This window comes from Lysobacter sp. Hz25, assembly GCF_046097045.1.
GTDB classification, from domain to species: Bacteria; Pseudomonadota; Gammaproteobacteria; order Xanthomonadales; family Xanthomonadaceae; genus Lysobacter; species Lysobacter antibioticus_B.
In genome coordinates this window covers 4608123-4630640 of record NZ_CP175666.1, presented here as the reverse complement: position 1 = coordinate 4630640, position 22518 = coordinate 4608123, and the positions used below count along the sequence as shown (strand labels likewise).

General features: G+C 68.2%; 19 protein-coding genes and 1 pseudogene. 5 read left to right on the top strand and 15 right to left on the bottom strand.

All coding sequences use genetic code 11. The annotated features are described in order from the left end of the window. Positions 1–11 precede the first annotated feature (11 nt). Positions 12–518 (top strand): dihydrofolate reductase, encoded by a 507-nt coding sequence (locus ACKN61_RS19065; protein ID WP_408950802.1) that lies wholly within the window; start codon positions 12–14, stop codon positions 516–518. A 193-nt stretch (positions 519–711) separates the two neighbouring features. On the opposite strand, the gene ACKN61_RS19060 is transcribed toward ACKN61_RS19065, so the two are convergent. The 7 genes and pseudogenes from ACKN61_RS19060 to lptD form a co-directional block, all read right to left on the bottom strand. Continuing rightward, positions 712–1404: a DUF1287 domain-containing protein gene (locus ACKN61_RS19060; RefSeq protein ID WP_408950801.1), complete on the bottom strand. Its 693-nt coding sequence runs from the start codon at positions 1402–1404 to the stop codon at positions 712–714. Continuing rightward, positions 1346–2284: pseudogene (locus ACKN61_RS19055) on the bottom strand (symmetrical bis(5'-nucleosyl)-tetraphosphatase); the annotation flags it as partial. The gene ACKN61_RS19060 and the pseudogene ACKN61_RS19055, both read right to left, overlap by 59 nt. Before the next feature lie 13 nt (positions 2285–2297). Next, entirely contained in the window at positions 2298–2681 is a 384-nt protein-coding gene (gene apaG, locus ACKN61_RS19050) for a Co2+/Mg2+ efflux protein ApaG (protein WP_031373882.1), read from the bottom strand. 293 nt (positions 2682–2974) lie between these two features. Further along, entirely contained in the window at positions 2975–3817 is an 843-nt protein-coding gene (gene rsmA, locus ACKN61_RS19045; RefSeq protein WP_408950800.1) for a 16S rRNA (adenine(1518)-N(6)/adenine(1519)-N(6))-dimethyltransferase RsmA, read from the bottom strand. Continuing rightward, positions 3814–4806 carry a 4-hydroxythreonine-4-phosphate dehydrogenase PdxA gene (gene pdxA / locus ACKN61_RS19040; RefSeq protein WP_408950799.1) on the bottom strand — a complete coding sequence of 331 codons (993 nt, stop codon included), beginning with the start codon at positions 4804–4806 and terminating at the stop codon, positions 3814–3816. Before pdxA ends, rsmA begins: the two co-directional genes overlap by 4 nt. Before the next feature lies 1 nt (position 4807). Then, positions 4808–6187, bottom strand: coding sequence for a peptidylprolyl isomerase (locus tag ACKN61_RS19035; RefSeq protein ID WP_408950798.1), 1380 nt, complete (start codon positions 6185–6187; stop codon positions 4808–4810). Further along, a complete protein-coding gene (lptD, locus tag ACKN61_RS19030; RefSeq protein ID WP_408950797.1) occupies positions 6184–8730 on the bottom strand; it encodes an LPS assembly protein LptD in 2547 nt (848 codons plus the stop codon). The genes ACKN61_RS19035 and lptD overlap by 4 nt, the downstream gene beginning before the upstream one ends. Positions 8731–8858: 128 nt before the next feature. On the opposite strand from lptD, the gene msrB reads away from it, so the two are divergent. Further along, positions 8859–9284 (top strand): peptide-methionine (R)-S-oxide reductase MsrB, encoded by a 426-nt coding sequence (msrB, locus tag ACKN61_RS19025; protein WP_031373877.1) that lies wholly within the window; start codon positions 8859–8861, stop codon positions 9282–9284. 953 nt (positions 9285–10237) lie between these two features. Here msrB and ACKN61_RS19020 read toward each other — a convergent pair. Genes ACKN61_RS19020 through ACKN61_RS19010 form a run of 3 tightly spaced genes read right to left on the bottom strand, consistent with a single transcriptional unit; the run spans position 10238 to position 12315 of the window. After that, positions 10238–11149, bottom strand: coding sequence for a histone deacetylase family protein (locus ACKN61_RS19020; protein WP_408950796.1), 912 nt, complete (start codon positions 11147–11149; stop codon positions 10238–10240). Between the two features lie 2 nt (positions 11150–11151). Beyond that, positions 11152–11706, bottom strand: a complete 555-nt coding sequence (locus ACKN61_RS19015; RefSeq protein WP_057918959.1) for a cob(I)yrinic acid a,c-diamide adenosyltransferase — start codon at positions 11704–11706, stop codon at positions 11152–11154. Between the two features lie 15 nt (positions 11707–11721). Further along, positions 11722–12315, bottom strand: a complete 594-nt coding sequence (locus ACKN61_RS19010) for a hypothetical protein (protein ID WP_408950795.1) — start codon at positions 12313–12315, stop codon at positions 11722–11724. A gap of 294 nt (positions 12316–12609) precedes the next feature. On the opposite strand from ACKN61_RS19010, the gene ubiH reads away from it, so the two are divergent. The 3 genes from ubiH (at position 12610) to ACKN61_RS18995 (ending at position 15541) form a co-directional block, all read left to right on the top strand. Further along, the gene (gene ubiH, locus ACKN61_RS19005; protein ID WP_408953864.1) at positions 12610–13872 is read left to right on the top strand and encodes a 2-octaprenyl-6-methoxyphenyl hydroxylase; all 1263 of its coding nucleotides are present in this window, start codon (positions 12610–12612) and stop codon (positions 13870–13872) included. Further along, positions 13869–15068, top strand: a complete 1200-nt coding sequence (locus tag ACKN61_RS19000; RefSeq protein WP_408950794.1) for an FAD-dependent oxidoreductase — start codon at positions 13869–13871, stop codon at positions 15066–15068. Before ubiH ends, ACKN61_RS19000 begins: the two co-directional genes overlap by 4 nt. A gap of 149 nt (positions 15069–15217) precedes the next feature. Next, entirely contained in the window at positions 15218–15541 is a 324-nt protein-coding gene (locus ACKN61_RS18995) for a hypothetical protein (protein WP_408950793.1), read from the top strand. Between the two features lie 169 nt (positions 15542–15710). On the opposite strand, the gene ACKN61_RS18990 is transcribed toward ACKN61_RS18995, so the two are convergent. The 5 genes from ACKN61_RS18990 to ACKN61_RS18970 form a co-directional block, all read right to left on the bottom strand. Then, complete coding sequence (locus ACKN61_RS18990) at positions 15711–17024, bottom strand: MFS transporter (RefSeq protein ID WP_408950792.1); 1314 nt, start codon at positions 17022–17024, stop codon at positions 15711–15713. A 954-nt stretch (positions 17025–17978) separates the two neighbouring features. Next, positions 17979–18740 carry a hypothetical protein gene (locus tag ACKN61_RS18985; protein WP_408950791.1) on the bottom strand — a complete coding sequence of 254 codons (762 nt, stop codon included), beginning with the start codon at positions 18738–18740 and terminating at the stop codon, positions 17979–17981. A 189-nt stretch (positions 18741–18929) separates the two neighbouring features. Continuing rightward, entirely contained in the window at positions 18930–20000 is a 1071-nt protein-coding gene (gene rlmM / locus ACKN61_RS18980; protein WP_031374129.1) for a 23S rRNA (cytidine(2498)-2'-O)-methyltransferase RlmM, read from the bottom strand. A gap of 126 nt (positions 20001–20126) precedes the next feature. Then, complete coding sequence (locus ACKN61_RS18975) at positions 20127–20681, bottom strand: nucleoside deaminase (RefSeq protein WP_408953863.1); 555 nt, start codon at positions 20679–20681, stop codon at positions 20127–20129. Positions 20682–20698: 17 nt separating this feature from the next. Further along, positions 20699–22468, bottom strand: a complete 1770-nt coding sequence (locus ACKN61_RS18970) for a glutamine--tRNA ligase/YqeY domain fusion protein (RefSeq protein ID WP_031374131.1) — start codon at positions 22466–22468, stop codon at positions 20699–20701. Positions 22469–22518 lie beyond the last annotated feature (50 nt).

The following is a 22518-nucleotide window of genomic DNA, read 5'->3' as shown; positions in this document are numbered from 1 at the left end:
AGCCGAACCGCATGACCCAGTTGGTGCTGATCGCCGCACTCGACCGCAACCACGCCATCGGCCGAGACAATGCCTTGCCGTGGCGTCTTTCCGACGACCTCAAACGCTTCAAGGCGCTGACTCTCGGCAAGCCGCTGCTGATGGGGCGCAAGACCGCGCAGTCGTTGGGGCGCGCCTTGCCGGGCCGGCGCAACCTGGTGCTGACCCGCTCGAACGAGGTGCCGTTCGCCGGCATGGAAGCGGTGGGCTCGGTCGAGCAGGCGCTGGAACTGGCGCAGGGCGACGGCGCGAAGGAACTGTGCGTGATCGGCGGCGGCGAGGTCTATGCGCTGTGCCTGGCCGCGGCCACACGTTTGCATTTGACCCGGGTCGATACCGAAGTCGAAGGCGCCGATGCCTTCTTCCCGCGCTTCGATGTCGCCGAATGGCGCGTGATTTCGCGCGAAGCGCATGCAGCCGATGAGCGCAACGAGTTCGCGTACGAGTTCGTCGATTACCTGCGCTTGGGAATGGATTGACAGGCGAGTCCGTCGTGAAAGCTCTGCCCGGATGAATCCGGCGGCTTTGGATCCCCGCCTTCGCGGGGATGACGGCAAGGAAGAGACTTGCGAGAACGAGGCATAGGCCTGACGGCGCTTAAGCTTGGAGCCGCCGTCGCGCGGGTTCTGCAGGGATGAGTCCGGTGGATCCCCGCCTTCGTGGGGATGACGGCTATCGGCGTGCCACGCTCGCGCTGCCGCGGTCCAGCTTCGGCCGATAGTGGCCGGTGATGGTGTAGTCGAACAGCAGGTCGTCTTCCTGGGTGCCGCGGGCGATGTTGTGCAGGATCAGCGGCCGGCCCCGATAGGATTTGCGGTCGGAGACGATGCCGATGTGCGGCACGCCGCGGCCGAGGTCCCAGGTGACGAGATCGCCGGGGCGATAGTCGGCGGCGCGATCGCTGACCGGCAGCGACCAGGCCTGGCGCTCGAACCAGCGCCGCAGATTCGGCACGCGGCGGTGATCGATGCTGCGATCGGTCGCGCTCGCGCGCCAGTTCGAGGGATAGGCGGCGAAGTTCGCGCGCATGTCTTCGTGCACGGCCTGCTGCAGATCGAGCCCCTGCGTACGCAGAGCGCGGATCACCACGTCGGTGCAGACCCCGCGATCGGCGGCGACGTCGCCGCCGGGATAGGACAAACGCACATAGGCCGGGTCGTAGAGGCGGGTCACGCCGATCTGCGCGCGCGCGGCGGCGACCAAAGGCGGCGACGCCGCGGTATCGCGCGATAAGGCCGCCGGTTGCGTAGCGGGCGACGCGCCCGATGAGGCCGGTGGCTGCGGCGCACGCGAACAGGCGGCGCAAGCGACGGCGACCGCGAGGGCCGCGATCTTCAGCAGTGGCCGCGACCGTCCCTGGCGCACCGGCTTACTTCTGCTGCCCTTGCGGCGGGCGCGGCGGACGCGGGCGCGGCGGATTGGCCGGCACGTCGCGTCCGGGCACCTGCACCAGGCGCAGTTCGTCGGTGTCGAGCTGCAGCGCGGTGAGCTTGCCGCCCCAGACCGCGCCGGTGTCGATCGCGTGCACGCCGTGGCCGATGAAAAGGCCCAGGGTCGACCAGTGTCCGCAAACGATCTTGAGGTCGCGCTCGGCGCGACCCGGCACTTCGTACCAGGGATAGAGGCCGACCGGCTGGGTGCCCGGGCTGCCCTTGTCCTCGAAGGCGATGCGGCCGCGCGGCGTGCAATAACGCAGGCGGGTGAAGATGTTGATGATCGCGCGATGGCGGTCGATGCCGGCCAGCTTGGGATTCCAGGCCGGGCGATCGCCGTACATGTTCTTGAGCAAGCGCCGGTATTGGTCGCCGTGCAGGCGCTCCTCGACCTCGCGCGCATGGCGCTCGGCCATGGTCGTGGTCCACTTCGGCGCCAGACCGGCGTGCACCATCATCCAGCCGAGCTTGCGGTCGACCTGGACCAGCTTCTGCATGCGCAGCCAGCCGAGCAGTTCGTTGCGGTCCTCGGCCAGGACGATGCGCTGCAGGTCGGGGTTGACCTTGCGCTGCTCTTCCTCGGTGCGCTCGCCGATCGCGAGCAGCGACAGATCGTGGTTGCCGAGCACGACGATGCTGTTCTGGCGCAGCGAATGCACCAGGCGCAGAGTCTCCAGCGACTGCCCGCCGCGGTTGACCAGATCGCCGCAAAACCACAGCGTGTCGCGCGCCGGATCGAATGCGATCCGTTCCAGCAAGCGCTGGGTCGCGTCGTAACAGCCCTGGAGGTCGCCTATTGCCCAAACGCTCATACGTGGTCCGCGCTCAATGCAGGGTGCGCGGGATGGTGAGCGTGAACGGCGGAATCTGCGCGTCGAAGCGGGTGCCGTCGTCGGCCACCATCGCGTAACTGCCTTCCATCGTTCCCAAGCTGGTTTCCAGCACGGCGCCCGAGGTGTACTCGTAGTCGTCGCCCGGACGCAACCACGGTTGTTCGCCCACCACGCCTTCGCCGCGCACTTCCTGCACCTTGCCGTTCGCGTCGGTGATGACCCAGTGGCGCGACATCAGGCGCGCGGGAATCTTGCCGGCGTTGCGGATATGGATGGTGTAGGCAAAGACGTAGCGGTCCTGCTCCGGTTCGGACTGGTCGTCCAGGTAGCGGGTCGCCACATCGATGTCGAAAGCATAGTCGTGGTGGTGTTCCATGGCGGCAGTTTAAGCAAAGCGGGCATGAAGCGGGAATGAGTCGTGAAAATAACGACATTCGGCCGAAATCGTGGGCCGCTCCGTCGGTCGTGATAATCGGTGAGCGGCCTGCGTGGACGCGGCGAAAGCCGAGATGGTCGCCGCCGGATCGCGGTCCGCAGTCGGCACAAAACCTGCATCGGCGCTCGGCCGCGGTGGCGGCGCGTCGGGCGCATCGCATGCGTGGGCGGCGCCGTCGCGGCCAGGGCCGCCAGGTACGAACGCACCGCGGACGCAGGCCCGCGGCACAGGCGCTAATTCTTGCCGGGCTCGGCCAGGACCGCGCCGCTGGCGGCGAGCGCGTTGGCCAGGCGCACGAAATCGGCGACTTCGATCTGCTCGGCGCGCGCATCCGGACGCAGCCCGGCGGCCTCGATCGCGGCGCCGTCGCAGACCTGCGAGAGCGCGTTGCGCAGAGTCTTGCGGCGCTGGCCGAAGGCATCGCGGACCACGCGCGCGAACAGGGCGTGGTCGACGATCCCGATCTTGTCGGGCGCATGCGGAATCATCCGCACCACGGCCGAATCGACCTTCGGCGGCGGACGAAATGCGTCCGGCGGCACATCGAACAGGGCGATCACTTGGCAGTAGGCCTGCAGCATCACGCTCAGACGGCCGAAGACCTTGCTACCGGGGCCGGCGGCCATGCGGTCGACCACTTCCTTCTGCAGCATGAAGTGCATGTCGCGGATCACCGCGGCATGGTCGAGGGCATGGAACAGGATCGGCGAGGACAGGTTGTAGGGCAGGTTGCCGACCAGACGGATCTTGTCCTCGTTGGCCAGCGCGGTGAAATCCACGGTCAGCACATCGCGGTGGATCACTTCCAGGGTGCCGTGGGCGCGCGCGCCGTCGGTCAGCGGGAAGATCAGGTCGCGGTCGAACTCGATCACGGTCAGTTCGCCGTGGCGGTCGAGCAAGGGGAAGGTGATCGCGCCCTGGCCGGGGCCGATCTCGACCAGGTGGTCGCCGGGCTTGGGGTCCACCGCCTGCACGATCATGGCGATGATGCCGCCGTCGTGCAGGAAGTGCTGGCCCAGGTGTTTCTTGGCCTCGGGCTTGAAGCCCTTGGCATGCGATCTGGCCGTGCCGGTCATGGCGTGCCTCCGGACGTGCTGCGGCGGGTGCGCGCGATGCGCGCGCAGGTTTCGGCGGCGGCGATCAGGCTGGACGGATCGGCCAGGCCGCGGCCGGCGAGGTCGAGCGCGGTGCCATGATCGACCGCGACGCGCGGATAGGGTAGTCCCAGGGTCATGTTCACCGCACGCTCGAAGCCGCTGTACTTGAGCACCGGCAGGCCCTGGTCGTGGTACATCGCCAGCACCGCGTCGAAGCCGCGCAGTTTGGCCGGCAGGAAGGCGGTGTCGGCCGGCAGCGGGCCGACCAGGTCGAGGCCCTGGGCGCGCAGCGCGGCCAGCACCGGCTCGATGACCTCGATTTCCTCGCGGCCCATGTGGCCGGCCTCGCCCGCATGCGGGTTGAGGCCGAGCACGGCGATCACCGGCTTGGCGATGCCGAAGTCCTGGCGCAGCGCCGTCTCGATGATGCGCAGGGTGCGGGTCAGCGATATCGGTTCGATCGCGTCGGCGACCGCGCGCAGCGGCAGGTGGGTGGTGGCCAGGCCGACCCGGACGATGTCGTTGGCCAGCAGCATCACCACCTCGCAGCCGGCCTGTTCGGCGAGCAGCTCGGTGGTGCCGCTGTAGGCGATGCCGCCCTCGTTGATCACCGCCTTGTGCACCGGGCCGGTGACCAGACCGTCGAATTCGCCGCGCAGGCAGCCCTCGGCGCCGGCGCGCAGCGCGGCGATCACCGCCGCGGCATTGCGCGGGTCGGGTTGGCCGAAGGCGGGGACGACGGCGTTGGGGATCTCGACCAGGGCCAACTCGCCGGGAGCCCGCGAAGGGCGGTCCGGCGGCAGCAGGGTCAGGGGCAGGCCGAGTGCGTCGGCGGCGGCGCGCAGGCTGCGCGCATCGGCGAAGGCGACCAGGTCGTAGTCGCGCGCCTGCTGGATCAGTCGCAGGCAGAGCTCCGGCCCGACGCCGGCCGGCTCGCCCGGCACCAGCGCGAGCCGGGGCAGGGTCACGTCAGCCGCCGGACGCGGCCGGCTTGGCCGGTTCCGCCGGCGCGGTGGTCTCTTCGGCGCCCTTGCCGACGCGGAAGTCGACGAAGGCTTCGCCGCGCTTCTCGCGCAGGTAGCGGTTCCATTCTTCCTCGAGCTTGCGACGGCCGATGGTCTCCTGGACCTGGGCGCGCTTGCTCTGATCGGCGACGTCGCTCTGGCGGCTGCCGATGCGCTGGACGATGTGGTAACCGGCCTGGCTGTGGATCGGCTGCGAGATTTCGTTGTCGGCCAGCGCCGCGACGGCGCCGCCGAATTCGGGGCCGAACTCGTCCTGGGTGAACCAGCCCAGGTCGCCGCCCTTGGCCTGCGAGGTCAGGTCTTCCGAGCTTTCCTTGACCACGTCCTCGAACTTGGCGCCGCCGGCGATGCGGGCACGCAGGGTCTCGGCCTTGGCCTTGGCTTGCGCTTCGCTGACGGTGTCGCTGATGCGGACCAGGATGTGGCGGGCATGGAACTGGGTGACCAGCTTCGGACCGGATTGCGAGGCGTCGCGGACTTCGACTAGCTTGAGCAACTGGAAGCCGCTCGGGCCGCGGATCGGGGCGGTGACCTGGCCGGCGCTCATGTTGCGCATCAGCTCGCCGAACGCGGCCGGGATTTCGTCCAGGCTGCGCCAGCCCAGGTCGCCGCCTTCCAGCGCGTTGGGGCTGTCGGAATAGCGCACGGCGGCGGCGTTGAAGTCCATCTCGCCCTTGTCGATCAGCGTCTTTACGCCTTCGACCTTCTTCTGCGCGGTCGCGATCTGCTCGGGCGTGGCGCCTTCGGGCAGGGCGATCAGGATGTGGGCAAGGTGGTACTGGGTGCCGGTGTTGGCCTGCGCGGCCAGGGCGGCGTCGATCTCGGCGTCGCTGACCGAAATGCGGGTCTGGGCGAAGCGCTGGCGCAGGCGCTGGACCAGCAGTTCGTCGCGGATCGAGCTGCGGAAATCGTTGTAGGAACTGCCGTCGCGGGCCAACTGCTGGCGCAGTTGGTCGACGCTGATCTTGTTCGAGTTGGCGATGCCGGCGATGGCCTGATCGATTTCCTGATCGGTCACCCGCACGCCGGTGCCCTGAGCCTGGGCGACCTGGATCTTGAGCAGGATCAGGCGCTCGAGCACCTGGCGCTCAAGCACGTCGCGCGGCGGCAGTTGGTCGCTGCGGCCGGCGTACTGATTCATGATGTTGGCGATCGCGCGGTCGAGTTCGGTCTTGAGGATCACGTCCTCGTCGACGACGGCCGCGATGCGGTCGATCGGCTGCAGATCCTGGGCCCGGACGTTCCCGCCGAACAGCAGGCCGGCGGCCAGCAGACTTGCCAAAACCGGGCTCGCCAGGAGCGGGCTCGCGAAGAATTTGTTCATAGGGTCGGGTCGAGAGTCGATTCGGCGTCGTTGCCGCGATTTTGGCGGCTGACCGTGGGAGACGGCGGCGCCAGATACAGGTCGTCGCGGTTATAACCGAGAATAGCACGGCGCAAAACGCGCTCCGTGTTCTGGCCGGCGGAGCCTAGGCCCTTGAGCTCGAACTCCACCTGAAGCGAGCTGTTGAGGTCTTCGGAACGGTTGCGCTGGTAGCGGCGGGCGATCAGGCGGACCGCCAGGCAGCAGCTTTCCCACTGCACACCGGCGATCTGTTCGAGCGCGCGCTTGTCCTTGATCGAGTAGTAGTAGCGGCCGACCACGCTCCAGTTGTCGTTGATCGGATACAGGAACGAGAAGTCGGCCTGCTCGAACAGGTCGCGCCTGTCCTTCGGCGCGGTCGGCGACACCGACAGGTCGCGGCGGTAGCGGTAGCCGAAATTGACCACGCCGTTGTTGCCGAACAGGTAGCGCGCACGCAGGCTGGCGAGATCCTCGCTGCGCAGCTTGGGATCCCACTGGTAGGTCGCGTTGATCGTCCAGCGGTCGCTCGGCGACACGCTGACGTCGGCGACCCAGGCCGACTTGCCCTGCTTGATCGGGGTTTCGGCGCCGGCGACGACGCGGATGTCGTCGAAGTACTGGATCTGGCCGATGCTCGCCGCCAGGCGCTCGCGGCCGTCGTCCTGGCTGATCAGGCGCGTGGTCAGGGCGGTGGTGAGCTGGTTGGCGTCGGTCTGGCGGTCGGCGCCGGTGTAGCGGTTGTCGCGGAACAGCGCGCCCCAGCTGAACGACATCGGGTTGGTGTCGAACAGCGGCATGCCGGCCTGGTCGCGGTACGGCGCGCGCAGATAGAAGACGCGCGGTTCCAGGGTGTGCAGGTAGTGGTCGCCGCGGATCTCGGTCTCGCGATCGAAGTACATGCCGGCGTCGATCGAGGTGATCGGCAGGCTGCGGCTCGGCGACTTGTCGTAGAAGCTGCGCACCAGCTCCGGCGTGTTGGGCACCGTCGGGTTGGCGGCGACGAAGGCCGCGGCCTGCTGCTCGGCCATCTGCTGGGCCATGCCGCGTTCCAGCTCATAGGCGGTGTAGCGCCAGGCCAGTTTCGGGCGGATGAACCAGCTCGCGCCTTCGAGCGGGAAGCTGACGTAGGGCTTGACGTCGAAACGGCTGCCGCCGGGCATGTCGCGGCGCAGGCCGATCGGGGCGTTCGGATCGCCCGGGGTGAACTTGACGTCTTCGTGCTGGAAACGCACCGCTTCGGTGTCGACGCCGGCCTCGACCCACTTGCCGAACGGCTGGGCCCAATGGAAGGTCGCGCGCGGCAGGCGGTCGTAGGCCAGCGAGTTTTCCTGCAGGGTGAAGTCGGCCAGCTGGTTGTGGTCGGCGATCAGGCTGGCGTCCCAATAGCGGCCACGGCCGTACAGGCCGACTTCGCTGCGCAGCGAGATCGCCGACTGGCCGTACAGACTGTTGCTGAAATCCTGCAGGTAGTACTTGTCGCTGACCCAGGCCAGGTTGGCCGAGGCGTACCAGGTGCCGTCGAGGCGGTGGGTGGTCTTCAGCGCGAACTCGCCGCGGTTCTTCTCCGGCATGCGGTCGCGCGGGATCTGCACCGGCGGGTCGCGGCGGTAGTCCGTATAGCGGCCCGGGTCGTTGCCGGCCAGGTCGTCGTTCGGCATCCAGTTGCCCGAAACCTCGCCGGAACCGCTGCCGTACAGCCAGCGGAACTCGCCGCCCATGGCCAGGCCGCGCTTGCTCATGTAGCGCGGATACAGGGTGGCGTCGTAGTTCGGCGCCAGGTTGAGGTAGATCGGCTGGCGCCAGTCGAAGCCGTTCTTGCCCGACAGGCCGATGTTCGGGTACAGCAGGCCGGTGCGGCGGCGGTCGTCGACCGGGAACACGAACCACGGCACGTACAGCACCGGCACCTTGCCGATGCGCAGGGTGGCGTTGCGCGCCACGCCCATGCCTTCGGCGGTGTCGATGTCGATGCGGTGGGCGCGCAGCTCCCAGGAGCGCTGGTTCGGCGCGCAGGTCGAATAGGTCGAACCGTGCAGGGCGCCCTTGGGGCCGTTGAGCTCGATGCGCTCGGCGCCGCCGTTGCCGCGGCGCGCGGTCAGCTGGTACTCGACGTCGTCGATGCGGTGCTGGTCGGCGTTCTGGTCGCCCTCGGCGCGCTCGGCGACCAGGCGCATGCTCGAATCCTGGTAGCGGACATGGCCTTCGGCCGTGTACTTGCCCGATTCCTGGTTGTAGCTGAGCTTGTCGGTGCCCAGGAACTGGTCGCCGCGGCTCAAGCGCACATTGTCCTGGACGACGATGTTGTCGTCGGTCCCGGCCCGCTGCAGGGTGCCGCCGTCGATATCGGTCGGCTGCTCGGCGCGCTGTTCGGCGGTGCCGGTCGGGGTCGGGGCGTCGTTGAAGGACGGCACGGCGTCGATCAGCGGACACAGGCCCCAATTCTCGTTGTCGTCCGCCGCATAAGCGGGCAGGGCGATGGCGATGCACAGCGACAACGGGAGCAGGCGAAGGGGTTTGCGCACGCGAGCATCCGGTGGACGGAAAAACGGTCGTTAGCTTGCCGTATCCCTTGCAAGCGGGCAACGCGGGCGCCATCTAAGCGGCATCGGCGTTCATTTTCCCGGAACGCGACCGCCCCATCGGAGGAGTCATGAGCCAGCTTCCCAGTCCCCCCCCGGCATCGGTCGAGAAGAGCGAAGCTGAATGGCGCGAGCAGTTATCGCCGGAGCAATACGCCGTCTGCCGTTGCTCGGCGACCGAGCGGGCCTTCACCGGGCGCTTCTGGAACCACAAGGAAGCCGGCACCTACACCTGCGCCGCCTGCGGCGAGGCCCTGTTCTCCTCGCAGGCCAAGTACGACTCCGGCAGCGGCTGGCCGAGCTACTGGCAGCCCTTGCGGCCCGAAGCGGTGGCCGAGGTGGCCGACGAGAGTCACGGAATGCGCCGGGTCGAGGTCAAATGCGCGCGCTGCCAATCGCACCTGGGGCACGTGTTCCCGGACGGCCCGCGGCCGACCGGGCTGCGCTATTGCATCAACTCGGCCGCCTTGGGGTTCGAGGCGGAGCCGGTGGGTTGAGGCCTGGTCCGGTGGTGCGGTAACTCTCTGTGGGGTCTGCGTGGTCGCGTGGTCGCGACTCACGTCGCTCCTACAAGGAGGGTGCTCCCGCCCTGCTTGAGCACATAGCGCCGCAAACCATCCCTGTAGGAGCGGCGTGAGCCGCGACCGTGAGTCCCAATCCGGTGCGACCCTGCCCGTGGAGGCCGATGCGTCCGTGGCCGTGGCCGGGCCGTGGTTGTTGCTGTGCGTAGCTCAGCACTCGCGAAGGCAATCGAAGACCCGGAGGGCGGCCCGCATGGATGCGGGCCGTTTTTCATCGGGACAGGGATGTCCCGTATGAAAAATCCCTGCGGAGGCATCGCTCGTGCGGGCCTGTGATTCAAAGCAAAAGCATTTTTCTTTGGTTACTTTCTTTTGTTGCTTTAGACAAAAGAAAGTTACCCGCCGCTTTAGTGGCGGAAGCTTTTATCGTTTGGTCTTGCTTCCATTAAAGCCACAGGCAAGTGCGAAGTACCCCTGTAGGAGCGACGTAAGTTGCGACCACGCTCTGCCGGCCTCCGGCACAACCCTTCAAGAAAGAGCAGAGCTTCCGTCCGCTACGCGGTCGGGTTACTTTCTTTTGCTAAGCCCAAAAGAAATGTAACCAAAGAAAAGGGCTCTCCTTGCAAGGGCACAGGCCACGAGTGCGATGCCCGCGCCGGGATTTTCCGATAAGACGTCCCTGTCTTATCGGAAAACGCCGCACGTCCTGTGCGGCGCCCTCCGGGTCTCCACTTGACCGGCAAAGCGGCAAAGCAGATCAAAATCTCGGCAACGGCAACGGCAACGGCAACGGCAACCGCGAAATTGCTTCCGAGTAGGAGCGGCGCGAGCCGCGACCACGTTGCTGCATGCTCGCGACGCAACTCGCCGCGATAACGGCCACGCAACTGCGATGGGGCGTCACCACCGCGCCCCAGGCGCCCGGCGCCTCACTCCATCAAGGCGCCCACATGCGCCACCGCGCTCTCGCGCAGGGCCGCCAGGTCGTAGCCGCCTTCCAGCATAGAGACCACGCGGCCCAGCGCATGGCGCTCGGCGATGGCGACCAGTTCGCGGGTGATCCAGGCGAAGTCTTCGCCGTCGAGCTCGACCTGGGCCAGCGGGTCGCGGCGGTGGGCATCGAAACCGGCGGAAATCAGCACCAGTTGCGGGCGGAACGAGTCGACGGTCGGCAGCAGATGGTCGCGCCAGACTTTGCGGAAGCCTTCGCTGCCGGTGCCGGCAGGCAACGGGGCGTTGATGATGTTGCCTACGCCGCGTTCGTGGGCGTAGCCGGTGTCCGGGTACAGCGGCATCTGGTGCGAGCTGACGTACATCACCCGCGGGTCGGTGTCGAAGATCGCCTGGGTGCCGTTGCCGTGGTGGACGTCGAAATCGATCACCGCCACCCGCGCCAGGTTGTGTTTGTCGCAGGCATGGGCGGCGGCGACGGCGATGTTGTTGAACAGGCAAAAGCCCATCGCGGCATCGCCGGTGGCGTGGTGGCCGGGCGGGCGCACCGCGCAGAACACGCGTTTCTCCTCGCCCTTGATCACCGTGTCGACCGCGGCGATGCCGGCGCCGGCGGCGCGCAGCGCGGCTTCGGCCGAGCCGGGCGCGAGCACGGTGTCGGGGTCGAGCGACATCGGGCCGTCGAGTTGGGTGTCGAGGATCAGCGCGAGCAGGGCGTCGCCGTGCGCGCGCAGCAATTGGCCGCGGCTGGCGCCGGGCGCTTCGTGCCAGTCCAGCGAAGGATAGGCTTCGCGCAGGGCTTCGGTGACGGCGACCAGACGCAACGGCCGCTCGGCATGGCCCGGACCCGGGTCGTGGCGCGTGCAGGCCGGATGCGTGTAGATGCGCATCGCTAACCCTTGCGGCGCTCGTGGTTCCACAGCACCTCGCCGTGCCCGCTCGCGCGCGCCAGCACGCGGGCCAGCACGAACAACAGGTCGGAGAGGCGGTTGAGATAGCGCACCGCTTCCGGGCGCACGCTGTCCAGGCGCGCCAGGCTGACGGTCTCGCGCTCGGCGCGGCGCACCACGGTGCGGGCGATGTGGCAACGCGCCGCAGCTTCGCCGCCGCCGGGCAGGATGAAATCCTTCAGCGGCGGCAGCTCGTCGTTATGGCCGTCGAGCCATTGTTCGAGGCGGTCGATGTCGGCGTCGAAGATCGCCGCATGGCCGGGGATGCACAGCTCGCCGCCCAGGTCGAACATCTGGTGCTGGATCGCCACCAGTTGCTCGCGGATCGTGTCCGGCAATTCGCTGGCGAGCACCAGGCCGATCGTCGAATTGGCTTCGTCGACCGTGCCGTAGGCGGTGACCCGGGCCGAGTCCTTGGCGATGCGGCTGCCGTCGCCAAGACCCGTGCTGCCGTCGTCGCCGGTGCGCGTGTAGATTTTCGAGAGACGGTTGCCCATCGATGCCGCGCGCGGTCAGAGCTTGCGGGCGTTGTCGGAGTGCGTCGTCGACGCCTTCGACTTGGCCGCGGACGCGGCGATGGCCTGGACCACGGCGGCGATGCCGACATAGGTGGCGGTCGTCTGCAGGTAGGGCAGCAGCCATTGGAAGTAGTTGGCGGCCCAGCCGGCGACGGTCTTCTCGGCGACCGAGGCCGACAGCCAGTAGAAGCTGCCCTGGCTCAGCAGTTGGCAGACCGCGGTCGAGGCGAGCAGGGCGACCACGGTCAGGCCGAGCGTGCCCCAGCTGCGCTTGTAGTTGCGCGCGACCCACAGGCCGCCGGCCCACATCGAGAAGTAGGCCGGGACCAGGAACCAATACGCCGCCGAGACGCAGTAGTGATCCCAGAAGCTGATGCCCTGGCGGGTGATGACCGCGTAGTCGACGGCCACGGCCAGCGCCATCAGCGCCGGGAAGGCCCAGCGGGTCCACTGGCGCAGATAGAAGCCGCCGATGAAGAACACGGCCCAGGAGGCGTCGGGGATCGGCGTCCAGTGATTGACGCGGGTGGCGACCATCAACAGGGCCAGCAAGGCCAGGACGAGGCTGCGTTGGGTGTTCGGCTTCATGACTCTGGCTCCTGACGCCGGACTGGCGCGCCAATCCGGCCATTCTAAGGAACCTGCGGCGAAAGTGCCGGTTTGCCGTCCACCGTGAACGGATCGCAGGCCGATTCGATGCTAAGTGCTTGATCCTTCGCAACGATGCCCGCTCCGTGCACAGGTTCCGGGCCGCCGCCGACAGACTCGCCGCGAGCGCGGTCGTATCATGAACGCATGAATCCAGACGTAGACACACCCGATGGGCAGACGCCGGATGCAGCGACGCCGGCCCCCGCCACGCCTGCCGCGGCCGACTCCGCGGTGCACGCCAGCCATGACGTCCTGATCGTAGGCGGCGGCCTGGTCGGCGCCAGTCTCGCCATCGCCCTGGACCGGCTCGGCCTCGATGTCGGCCTGGTCGAGGCGGCGCCGCCGGGTTCGTTGCCGGCGGTGTTCGACGAACGCAACCTGAGTTTCGCCGAAGCCACCGTCAACGCGCTGAGCGCGCTCGGGGTGCTGGCCAAATTGCGCGCGCCGACCGGCTCGATCCGCCGCATCCACATCAGCCGACGCGGCGACTTCGGCCGCGCCGTGCTCGAAGCCGAGCGCTACGGCCGCGAGGAATTCGGCCGCATCGTGGTCGCACGCGATTTCGGCGAGGCGCTGGAAGCGCGCCTGGCCGAACTGCCGCGCCTGCAGCGCTACCGCCCCGTGCGTTTCGTCGGTCTCGCCGACGGCGACCCGGCCTGGCGCGCGATCCGGGTCGCCGATGGCGCCGGCGAACGGGTCCTGCGCGCGCGCCTGCTGGTCGCCGCCGACGGCACCCGCAGCGGCGTGCGCGAGGCGCTCGCGATCGGCGCGGACGAATACGACTACGGCCAGACCTTGTTCGTGACCCGGCTGCGCGGCGAACGCGCGCCCGACGGCACCGCTTACGAGCGGCTCGGCGCCGAGGGCCCGACCGCGCTGCTGCCGCGCGGCGATCGCCACTACGGGCTGATCCACAGCGTCGCGACGGCGAGTGCCGAGGAAGTCGCCGCCTTGGACGAGGCCGGCTTCATCGCCCGCGCCCAGGAGGCGTTCGGCTGGCGCGCCGGGCGCTTCCTCGCCTGCGGCGCGCGCAGCCTGTATCCGGCGATCCGCGTGCTGGCCCGGCGCACCACCGAACGGCGCGCGGTGCTGGTCGGCAACGCCGCCCAGACTATCCACCCGATCGGCGCGCAGGGCTTCAACCTCGGCCTGCGCGATGCCATGACCCTGGCCGAACTGATCGAACGGCAGCTCGCAACGGGCGCTGCCGGCGGTGCTGTCGATTGCGGCGCCGACGAATTGCTCGAACGCTACGCGCAGCGACGCGCCTCCGACCGCGAGCGCACGGTCGCGTTTTCCGACGGCGCGGCGCGATTGGCCGCCAACGACAGCGGCCTGATGCGTCCGCTGCGCAGTCTGGGCCTGTTCGCCGTCGATCGCCTGCCGAGCGCGCAATCGTTCCTGGTCGGCGGCGCGATGGGCTATCGCGGCGACGTGCCGGCGCTGTGCCGCGGCGAACACGACGACCTTCGCTCGTTCGGAGGGCGCGCATGAGCCGGCGCGAACTGCTCGACGTTGTCGTGGTCGGTGCCGGCGTGGTCGGCGCCGCCGCGGCGCTGGCCTTCGCCCGCGACGGACTCGAGGTGGCCTTGGTGGAAACCCGCGAGCCGCCGCGTTGGAACGCAGAGCGGCCGGACCTGCGCGTGTACGCCTTCGCCCCCGACAACGCCGCCTTGTTGAACGACCTGGGCGTATGGGCGGGCGTGCGCGAGGCGCGCCTGCAACCCTACCGCGCGATGCGGGTGTGGGACGCGGCCGGCGGCGGCGAACTGCATTTCGATGCCGACGCTTTCGGCCGTCGCGAACTGGGCTGGATCGTCGAGCACGCCTTATTGGTCGACAAGCTGTGGTCGGCCCTGCCTGCGGCCGGCGTGCAACTGCATTGCCCCGACCAGGTGGAGTCGCTCGAACTCGACGCACCCGACAGCGTCGGCGTGATCCTTGAAGGCGGACGCCGCTTGCGCGCACGCCTGGTGGTCGCCGCCGACGGCGCCGAATCCAAGCTGCGCTGCCTCAGCGGCATCGACGCACCCACGCACGACTACGCCCAGCGCGGGCTGGTCGCCTATGTCGACAGCGAGCTGAGTCATGAAGCAACCTGCTGGCAGCGCTTCCTGCCGGGCGGGCCGTTGGCGTTCCTGCCGACGCTCGGCGACGCCGGCGCGCGCGACCGGCGCAGCTCGATCGTCTGGACCTTGCCCGAGGCGGAAGCCGAACGCCTGTTGGCCAGCGACGACGCCTCGTTCCTGATCGAACTCGAGCGCGCCTTCGCCGGGCGCCTGGGTGCGTTGACGCGGGTCTCGCAGCGGGCCGCGTTTCCCTTGCGTCGTCAGCTGGCCCAACGTTACGTCTCCGGGCGTGTGGTGGTCGCCGGCGATGCCGCCCATGTCGTGCATCCGCTGGCCGGGCAGGGCGTCAACCTGGGTCTGCGCGACATCGCCGCATTGCGCAGCAGCCTGAAACAGGCGCACCAACGCGGACTCGACCCGGGGTCGCCGACGCGCCTGGCGCGTTGGGCGCGCGAACGGCGCAGCGAGAACGCACTCGCCGCTTACGGCTTCGAGGGCTTGAACCGGGTGTTCTCGAACGACGATGTCGCCGCGACCCTGCTGCGCGGACCGATGCTCGGCCTGGCCAGCAAGCTGCCGCCGCTGACGCATTACTTCTGGAAGCGCGCGGCGGGCTTGTAAGGCCCCGGCCGTTGCTACGTCGAAGGCCACCGTGCCGAGAGCGGCACGGTCGAGGCCGCTGCTCTCGAAGCTGCGCCCTGAAGCGTCGCATCGTCGAATGCGCGCCGCGGCCCTGCGATACGATCGTGAGCAGGGACGCGGAGAGCGCGATGAAACGAATCGGTGGATCGAACCGGAGCGGCCTGCGCTGGGCTGTGCTGCTCGCGGCGTCATGGCCCCAATGGGCCGGCGCGACCGCGCAATGCCCGCCCGGCAGCGGCGAGAAGGGCCCTGTGTTCTGGGCGCTGGGCTTCGGCATGTTGGGCCTGTTCTTCGTCCTGGGACTTGCCGCGGTAGTCGGCGCGGTGCGGGCGACCCGCGGCCTGAAGTGGACACGGCGCCTGCCGCTGCTGCTGGCCGCGCTGGTGGCCATGCTTTGCCTATGGATGCTGGGCCTGTGGTTGTTCGGCAGCTACTTCGTGATGGTGTGTTGATCCGCGCCGGTCGCAGCGGCGCTCATGGCCGCGCCGTGGGCATCAGCCGCCGCCGCGGCATTCGCCCGCGGCCGCCGCCTCTGCTGTAGCCCCCCTTTGGAAAAGGGGGCGAACGGCCGCGCAGCGGCCGTTGGGGGATGTTCCGGCTGCCGAGCTGAAGCTCCTTCGCTCAATGCTCGTGGAAGCGCTGCTTGGTCCTCAGCAGATACACCGACACTCCCATGCCGATCACCGCCACCGCCATGACGTAATAAGCGGCGGTCATGCCGCCGAGCTTCGGCGCCAGCGTACCGATCAACGGCGGCGTCAGCGCACCGAACACCGCATAGGCGATGTTGTACGAGAACGACAGCCCGGAGAAACGCACCGGCGCCGGGAACGCGGCGATCATCACCGCCGGGACCACCCCGACCACGCCGACGAACACGCCGGCCAAGGCGTACAGCGGCAGGAAGTTGGCGCCGCCGTGGTTGAGGTCGTAGTACAGCGCGAAGCTGCTCGCGAACACGCCGAGCGAACCGATCAGCAAGGCGCGGCCGCGGCCGAGCCGGTCGACCAGCAGGCCGCCGGCGATGGCGCTGAGGGTCAGGCAGAACGCGGCCAGGCTGTTGCCGAGGAAGGCGCGCTGCGGGGCGATGCCGAACTGGCTCTGCACCAGGGTCGGCGTCATCAGGATGATCACCACGATCGCCGCGGTCAGCAGCCAGGTCACCAACATCGACAGGACCACGCCGGCACGATGGTCGCGCAGCACCTGCTTGAGCGGCAGTTCGCGCACCAACTGCCGGCTTTCGCGCATCGCCGTGAACACTGGGGTCTCACTGAGCCAGCGCCGCAGGTATACGGCGAGAAAGCCGAACACGCCGCCGATCAGGAACGGCAGGCGCCAGGCCCAGCCCAACACCTCGGCCGGCGCGAACCAGGTATTGATCGCGGCCGAGATCAGCGAGCCGATCAGGATGCCAGCGGTCAGGCCGGCGGTGAGGCTGGCGCAGGCGAAACCGACCCGCCCCGGCGGCGCGTGCTCGGAGACGAAGGTCCATGCACCCGGCACTTCGCCGCCGATCGCGATGCCCTGGACGATGCGCAGGAACAACAGCAGCAACGGTGCAGCGATGCCGATCTGGGCATAGGTCGGCAACAGGCCGATGCACAGGGTCGGCAATGCCATCAGGAACACGCTCAACGCGAACATGCGCTTGCGTCCGGAACGGTCGCCGAAATGCGCCATGACGATGCCGCCGATCGGGCGCACCAGATAACCCGCGGCGAAGATGCCGTAGACCTGCAGCTCGGCGAGCCATCCCGGCATGCCCGGCGGGAAGAACAATTGGCGCAGGGTCGCGGTCAGGAAGACGAAGATGACGAAGTCGTAGAACTCCAGCGCCCCGCCGAGCGCCGACAGCAGCAGGGTGCGCGCGTCCTTGCGGTCGAGCCGGCGCGCGGGGACGGATACGGACGGCGACACGGAGCTGGCGGTCATGGGCGGACGTGACGGGCGGCAGGTGGAGTAAGGCACTATGCCGCAACGACGGCGCGGTGCAAGCAATGGTCTGCGGTGGGCGACCGCAGCCATGAGACCCTGCCGTTGCCCAAGCATTTTGCCGCTGCCGCTGCCGCTGCCGCTGCTGTTGCTATTGCCGTTGCTGTGCGCCGCGTCGCACTAGCGAAGGCAATCGAAGACCCGGAGGGCGGCCCGCATGGATGCGGGCCGTATTTCATCGGGACAGGGATGTCCCGTATGAAAAATCCCTGCGGAAGCATCGCTCGTGCGGGCCTGTGATTCAAAGCAAAAGCATTTTTCTTTGGTTACTTTCTTTTGTTGCTTTAGACAAAAGAAAGTTACCCGCCGCTTTAGTGGCGGAAGCTTTTGGCGTTTGATCTTGTTTCTTCAGAAGCCACAGGCAAGAGCAGAGCTTCCGTCCGCTGACGCGGCCGGGTTACTTTCTTTTGCTGGCCCAAAAGAAAGCTAACCAAAGAAAAGGCCTTCCTTGACGAAGCTCCCCTGCGAGTTCGCAGCTGTCGCCGGGATTTTTCGATAAGACGTCCCTGTCTTATCGAAAAACGGCGCACGTCCTGTGCGCCGCCCTCCGGGTCTTCGATTGCCTTCGCAAGTGTGAGGCGGCGCACGGCAAGAGCAAAAGCGGAAAGGCTCGGCAGATCACTGGCAGTGACACAGCCGGGCGAGATCGTCGCAGTGCGGTCGCGGCTTGTGACCGAAGGAAATCCAGTAGGACGCCGCGCCTACCCTCAGGCCCCCTTCGATAGGCGACGTCGGCACTGGTGTTTCTGCGCGTCCCTTGGTCGCGACTGACGTCGCTCCTACAGGGACAGATACAGGGACAGATACAGTGTCAGAACCGCAGTGCTGCCACCGTCCAAACACGAACGCCCCCGTTTCCGGAGGCGTTCGCGAAACCGCTGAGTCGGGCGAGGATCAACGCATCCAGCCCGAGAGCTCCTTCTTGCTCAAGCGGCCGTTATTGTCGACATCGACCGCGCGGAACTCCGCGGTCAGGGTCGCGTTGCTGCGCGCCTCGGAGCGGCTGATATTGCCGTCGTGATTGCCGTCGAGGGCATCGAAATCGATCTTGTATTCGCCGATTACCGAATTCGGCGGGCTCGAGGTGATCGTAACCTGCGGCTGCACCGGCACGGCCGGGGCGGGCGCCGGCATCGGTTGCGGCACCGGATCGGTCTGCTGCACCGCTTCGGCGGTCGCCGCGGCGGCGGCCTGCGCTACCGTGGTCGCGTCGGTCGCGGCCGAACTCGCCACGCGCGCCGCGTCGCCGGCGGCGCGCGCTTCGATCGCGGCACCGGTGGGATTGCTGCCGGCGGTCGCCGCGGCCTGCGCCGAACGTGCCGCTTCGGCGGCGATGGTGGCCTGGCGCGCGGCCGACTGGGCCTCGATCGCCGATTGCTTGGCCTGGTAGGCGGTGGCTTCCGCGGTCAATGCGCCGCGTTCGCTCAAGGAGCCTTCGTTGCGGGTCGCGGCGGCGGCTTGCGCAGCGGCCTGCGCGGTCGCGGCGTCCTCGCGCGCCGTGCGCGCTTCGCCTGCGGCCATCTCGGCCTTCTCGACCGCATCGTGTTTGGATTCGACCTTGGTGGCGACCTGCGCCATGGCAGCGCCGCTGGCGCCGAGTGCGGCGACCAGCGCCAGGCCGATCAGGGTGTGCGGGTGGGTCGCGTGCTGTTTCATCGCTGTAACCTCGCGTGGGGATACCGCGACGCTAGACCCGTGCCGGTCAAGTCGATGTAAAACGGCGAAACCCCACCTGAATGAACGCGGCTCGAAGCGTGAATGCCGGGTGTCCGTCACGCCGCAGACGACACGCGGTCGCGACATGCTCGAGTCATCGCCAAGACCGGCCGGCCCTGGCGTGGCGGATCACTTCGGTGTTGCGAACACCGTGATCTCTTCGCGGTCGTGATAGAGCTGACGCGCGCGCACGACCATCGGGCGATGGGTCTGGTACTCGAACGCTTCCAGGCAGGTCTTGGTTTCTTCCCAGCGCTTCTTCATCGGCAGCTTGAGATTGAAGATTGCCTGCTTGCACCAGCCCTCGCGGAACCAGGTCGCCATGCGTTCGGCCACGCGCGCGGGTTGTTCGACCATGTCGCAGACCATCCAGTCGAGCTTGCGCTTGGGCTGCCAGGAGAAACCGTCCGCGCGCAGATGATCGACGCGGCCGCTGTCGAGCAGCGCCTGGCGCAGCGGGCCGTTGTCGACTGAGGTCACCATCATGCCGTTGCGCATCAGCACCCAGGTCCAACCGCCCGGCGCGGCGCCGAGATCGGCGGCCTGCATGTTGTCGCGCACCAGACGTTCGCGTTCGTCGGCGTCGAGGAAGGTCAGCAGCGCTTCTTCGAGCTTGAGCGCGGAGCGGCTCGGCGCATCCGGATGCATGCGCAGGCGCGGGATGCCGAGCGGCCACGGCGAGCTGTCGCCGGGCTCGGACATCGCCAGCATGGCGTGATCGCCGGCGAGGAAGGCGACGTGCAGGCGCGGGCGCCGCGCATCGTCGGCCTTGCTGAGCCAGCCGGCCTTGCGCAGCGCCGGGCGCAGGGCGTTGCCGAAGCTGCGCGCCAGGCCGGCGAGCGGCTTGTGCTCGTCGGAGTCGGGATGCTCGACCACCAGCTCGCCGAACATGGAAACGTTGAGGCCGCTGCCGCCCTGCGCGTCGAGCGCGGCCAGCATCGGGGTGATGCGGTCGGCCGGATCGAGGCCGCGCAGATCGGCCAGGCGCACCAGCTTCTGGCGCGCGAAGATCAACGACGACCACGGCAGTGCGCGCGACAACGCTTTCGCGTCCTCGACGATGAACTCGACATAGCCGCTGTTGCGCTCGGTGCGCGCGTAACCGGGGTGGCCGGCGCGCGCGGCGCGTTCGTTCAATTCGCCGGCGAGCTCGGGTTCGAAACCGGCGCGGCACCAACACAGCAGGGCGTTATCGGTCATCGTGGGAACTCGTTCGGATAAAGGGTAGGAGCGGCGCAAGCCGCGACCGCGCGGTCGCATCGATCCGCGCGGCATGCATGGAGTCGTTCGCGGTTCGCACCGCGCCCGCCTCAGTACGGAACGGCGTCAGTACGCGACGCCGCTCTCGCCATACCGGCGCAGCACGTCGCAGGCGGCGTCGCGTTGCAGGTCGCGACGCACTGCGATGCCGCGGCGTTCCAGTTCGCCGATCCAGTCCGCCGGCAGCGGGCCTTCGTCGAACTCGGTCAGCTGCATCACGTCTTCCGAGCGCGCGCCGATCAGCAAGGTGTCGATGCCGGCCCAGAAGCTGGCGCCGTAGCACATGCAGCAGGGCTGCGCCGAGGTCGCCAGGGTCATCGGGCCGATCTCGTTGAGGCGGAACACGCTCAGCGCGGCCTGCGCGCACATGAAGGCCATCATTTCGGCGTGCGCGACCGAACAGCTCTGCGGCACCACGCGATTGACGCCGACCCCGACCACCAGGCCGTTGCCGTCGAACACCGCGGCGCCGAACGGCCCGCCGCTGCCCATCTCGATGTTGTGCCGCGACAGTTCGACCGCCAGCGCGACCTTGTCCTCGTCGCTGAGGTAGGCGCGCTTGCGGTCGACGACTTCGTCGATCCACGCCGGCAGCGCCAACGCCACCGTCTTGGTCAGCAGGTTGGGGATCTTGGGGCTCATGCCTGCGCGGCCCAGGTGTCGCGCAGGGTCACGCTGCGGTTGAACACCGGCCGTTCCGGGGTGTGGTCGTAACGGTCGGCGACGAAATAGCCGACGCGCTCGAACTGGAACGCCTGCTCGCGCTCGGCGGTGGCCGCCGACGGTTCGACGTAGCCGGTCACGGCGCGGCGCGAATTCGGGTTGAGGTGATCCTGGTAGGTCTTGCCGTCGCTGTCGTCGTCGGGGGCGGCGACGTCGAACAACCGGTCGTACAGGCGCACTTCGGCGGCGACGGCGTGACGCGCGCTGACCCAGTGGATCGTGCCCTTGATCTTGCGGTCGGCGCCGGCCATGCCCGGACGCGATTCCGGGTCCAGCGTGCCGCGCAGCTCGACGATCTCGCCGGCCTCGTTCTTGATCACCTCGTCGCAGCGCAGGATGCCGGCGCCGCGCAAACGCACTTCGCCGCCCGGGATCAGGCGCTTGAAGCCCTTCGGCGGCACTTCCTCGAAGTCCTCGCGTTCGATCCACAGCTGGTTCGAGAACGGCACCTGGCGCGCGCCGAAGCGCTCGTCCTTCGGGTGGTTGGAGAAGTGCAGCGATTCTTCGTGGTCGTCGCCGAGGTTGCTGATGACCAGCTTGAGCGGGTCGAGCACGGCCATGCGGCGCGCCGCGGCGGCGTCGAGGTCTTCGCGCAGGCAGCCTTCGAGCACCGAGTAGTCGATCGTCGAGTTCTGCTTGCTCACGCCCAGGCGATCGGCGAACAGGCGCAGCGAGGCCGGGGTGTAGCCGCGGCGGCGGATGCCCTGCAGGGTCGGCATGCGCGGGTCGTTCCAGCCGTCGACCAGGCCTTCCTGCACCAGCACCATGAGCTTGCGCTTGCTCATCACGGTGTAGTTGAGGTTGGCGCGCGAGAACTCGATCTGGCGCGGGATCGCCGCTTCGTTGGGCAGGCCGCGGGCGAGCAACGGCGCCAGCAGCTCGGGCGAATTCGGCAGATCGACGCGGCCCACGCACCAGTCGTAGAGCGGGCGGTGATCCTCGAACTCGAGCGTGCACAGCGAGTGGGTGATGCCTTCGCAGGAGTCGCTGAGCGAGTGGGCGAAGTCGTACATCGGATAGATCGGCCAGGCGTCGCCGGTGTTCTGGTGGGCGACCTTCTTGATTCGGTACAGCGCCGGGTCGCGCAGGTTGATGTTGCCCGAGGCCATGTCGATCTTCGCGCGCAGGGTGCGCGCGCCGTCGGCGAACTCGCCGGCGCGCATGCGCTGGAACAGGTCCAGGTTTTCCTCGACGCTGCGCTCGCGGTACGGCGAATTGCGGCCCGGCTCGTTGAGATTGCCGCGGTAGGCGCGGACTTCCTCGGCGCTGAGGTCGCAGACGAAGGCGTCGCCCTGGCGGATCAGCTTCTGCGCGGCGAGATAGAACACCTCGAAATAATCCGAGGCATGGCGCAGCTCGGCCCACTCGTAGCCCAGCCAGCGCACGTCTTCCTGGATCGCGGCGACGTATTCGGGATCTTCCTTGGCCGGGTTGGTGTCGTCGAAGCGCAGGTTGCAGCGCCCGCCGAACTCGTTGGCGACGCCGAAATCCAGGCAGATCGCCTTGGCATGGCCGATGTGCAGATAGCCGTTGGGCTCGGGCGGGAAGCGGGTCCGGATCGCCTGGTGCTTGCCGCTGGCCAGGTCCTCGCGGACGATCTGGCGGACGAAGTCCTGCTTGACCGCGGCCGTAGCGGCGGAGTCGGTCGGAGATTCGGGAGCGGTGCGGGCGGGATCGGCGGACATGCGTCACGGCAAAGGCTAGGAAGGTCGTGAAGTTTAGCCTTTGGCGGCGA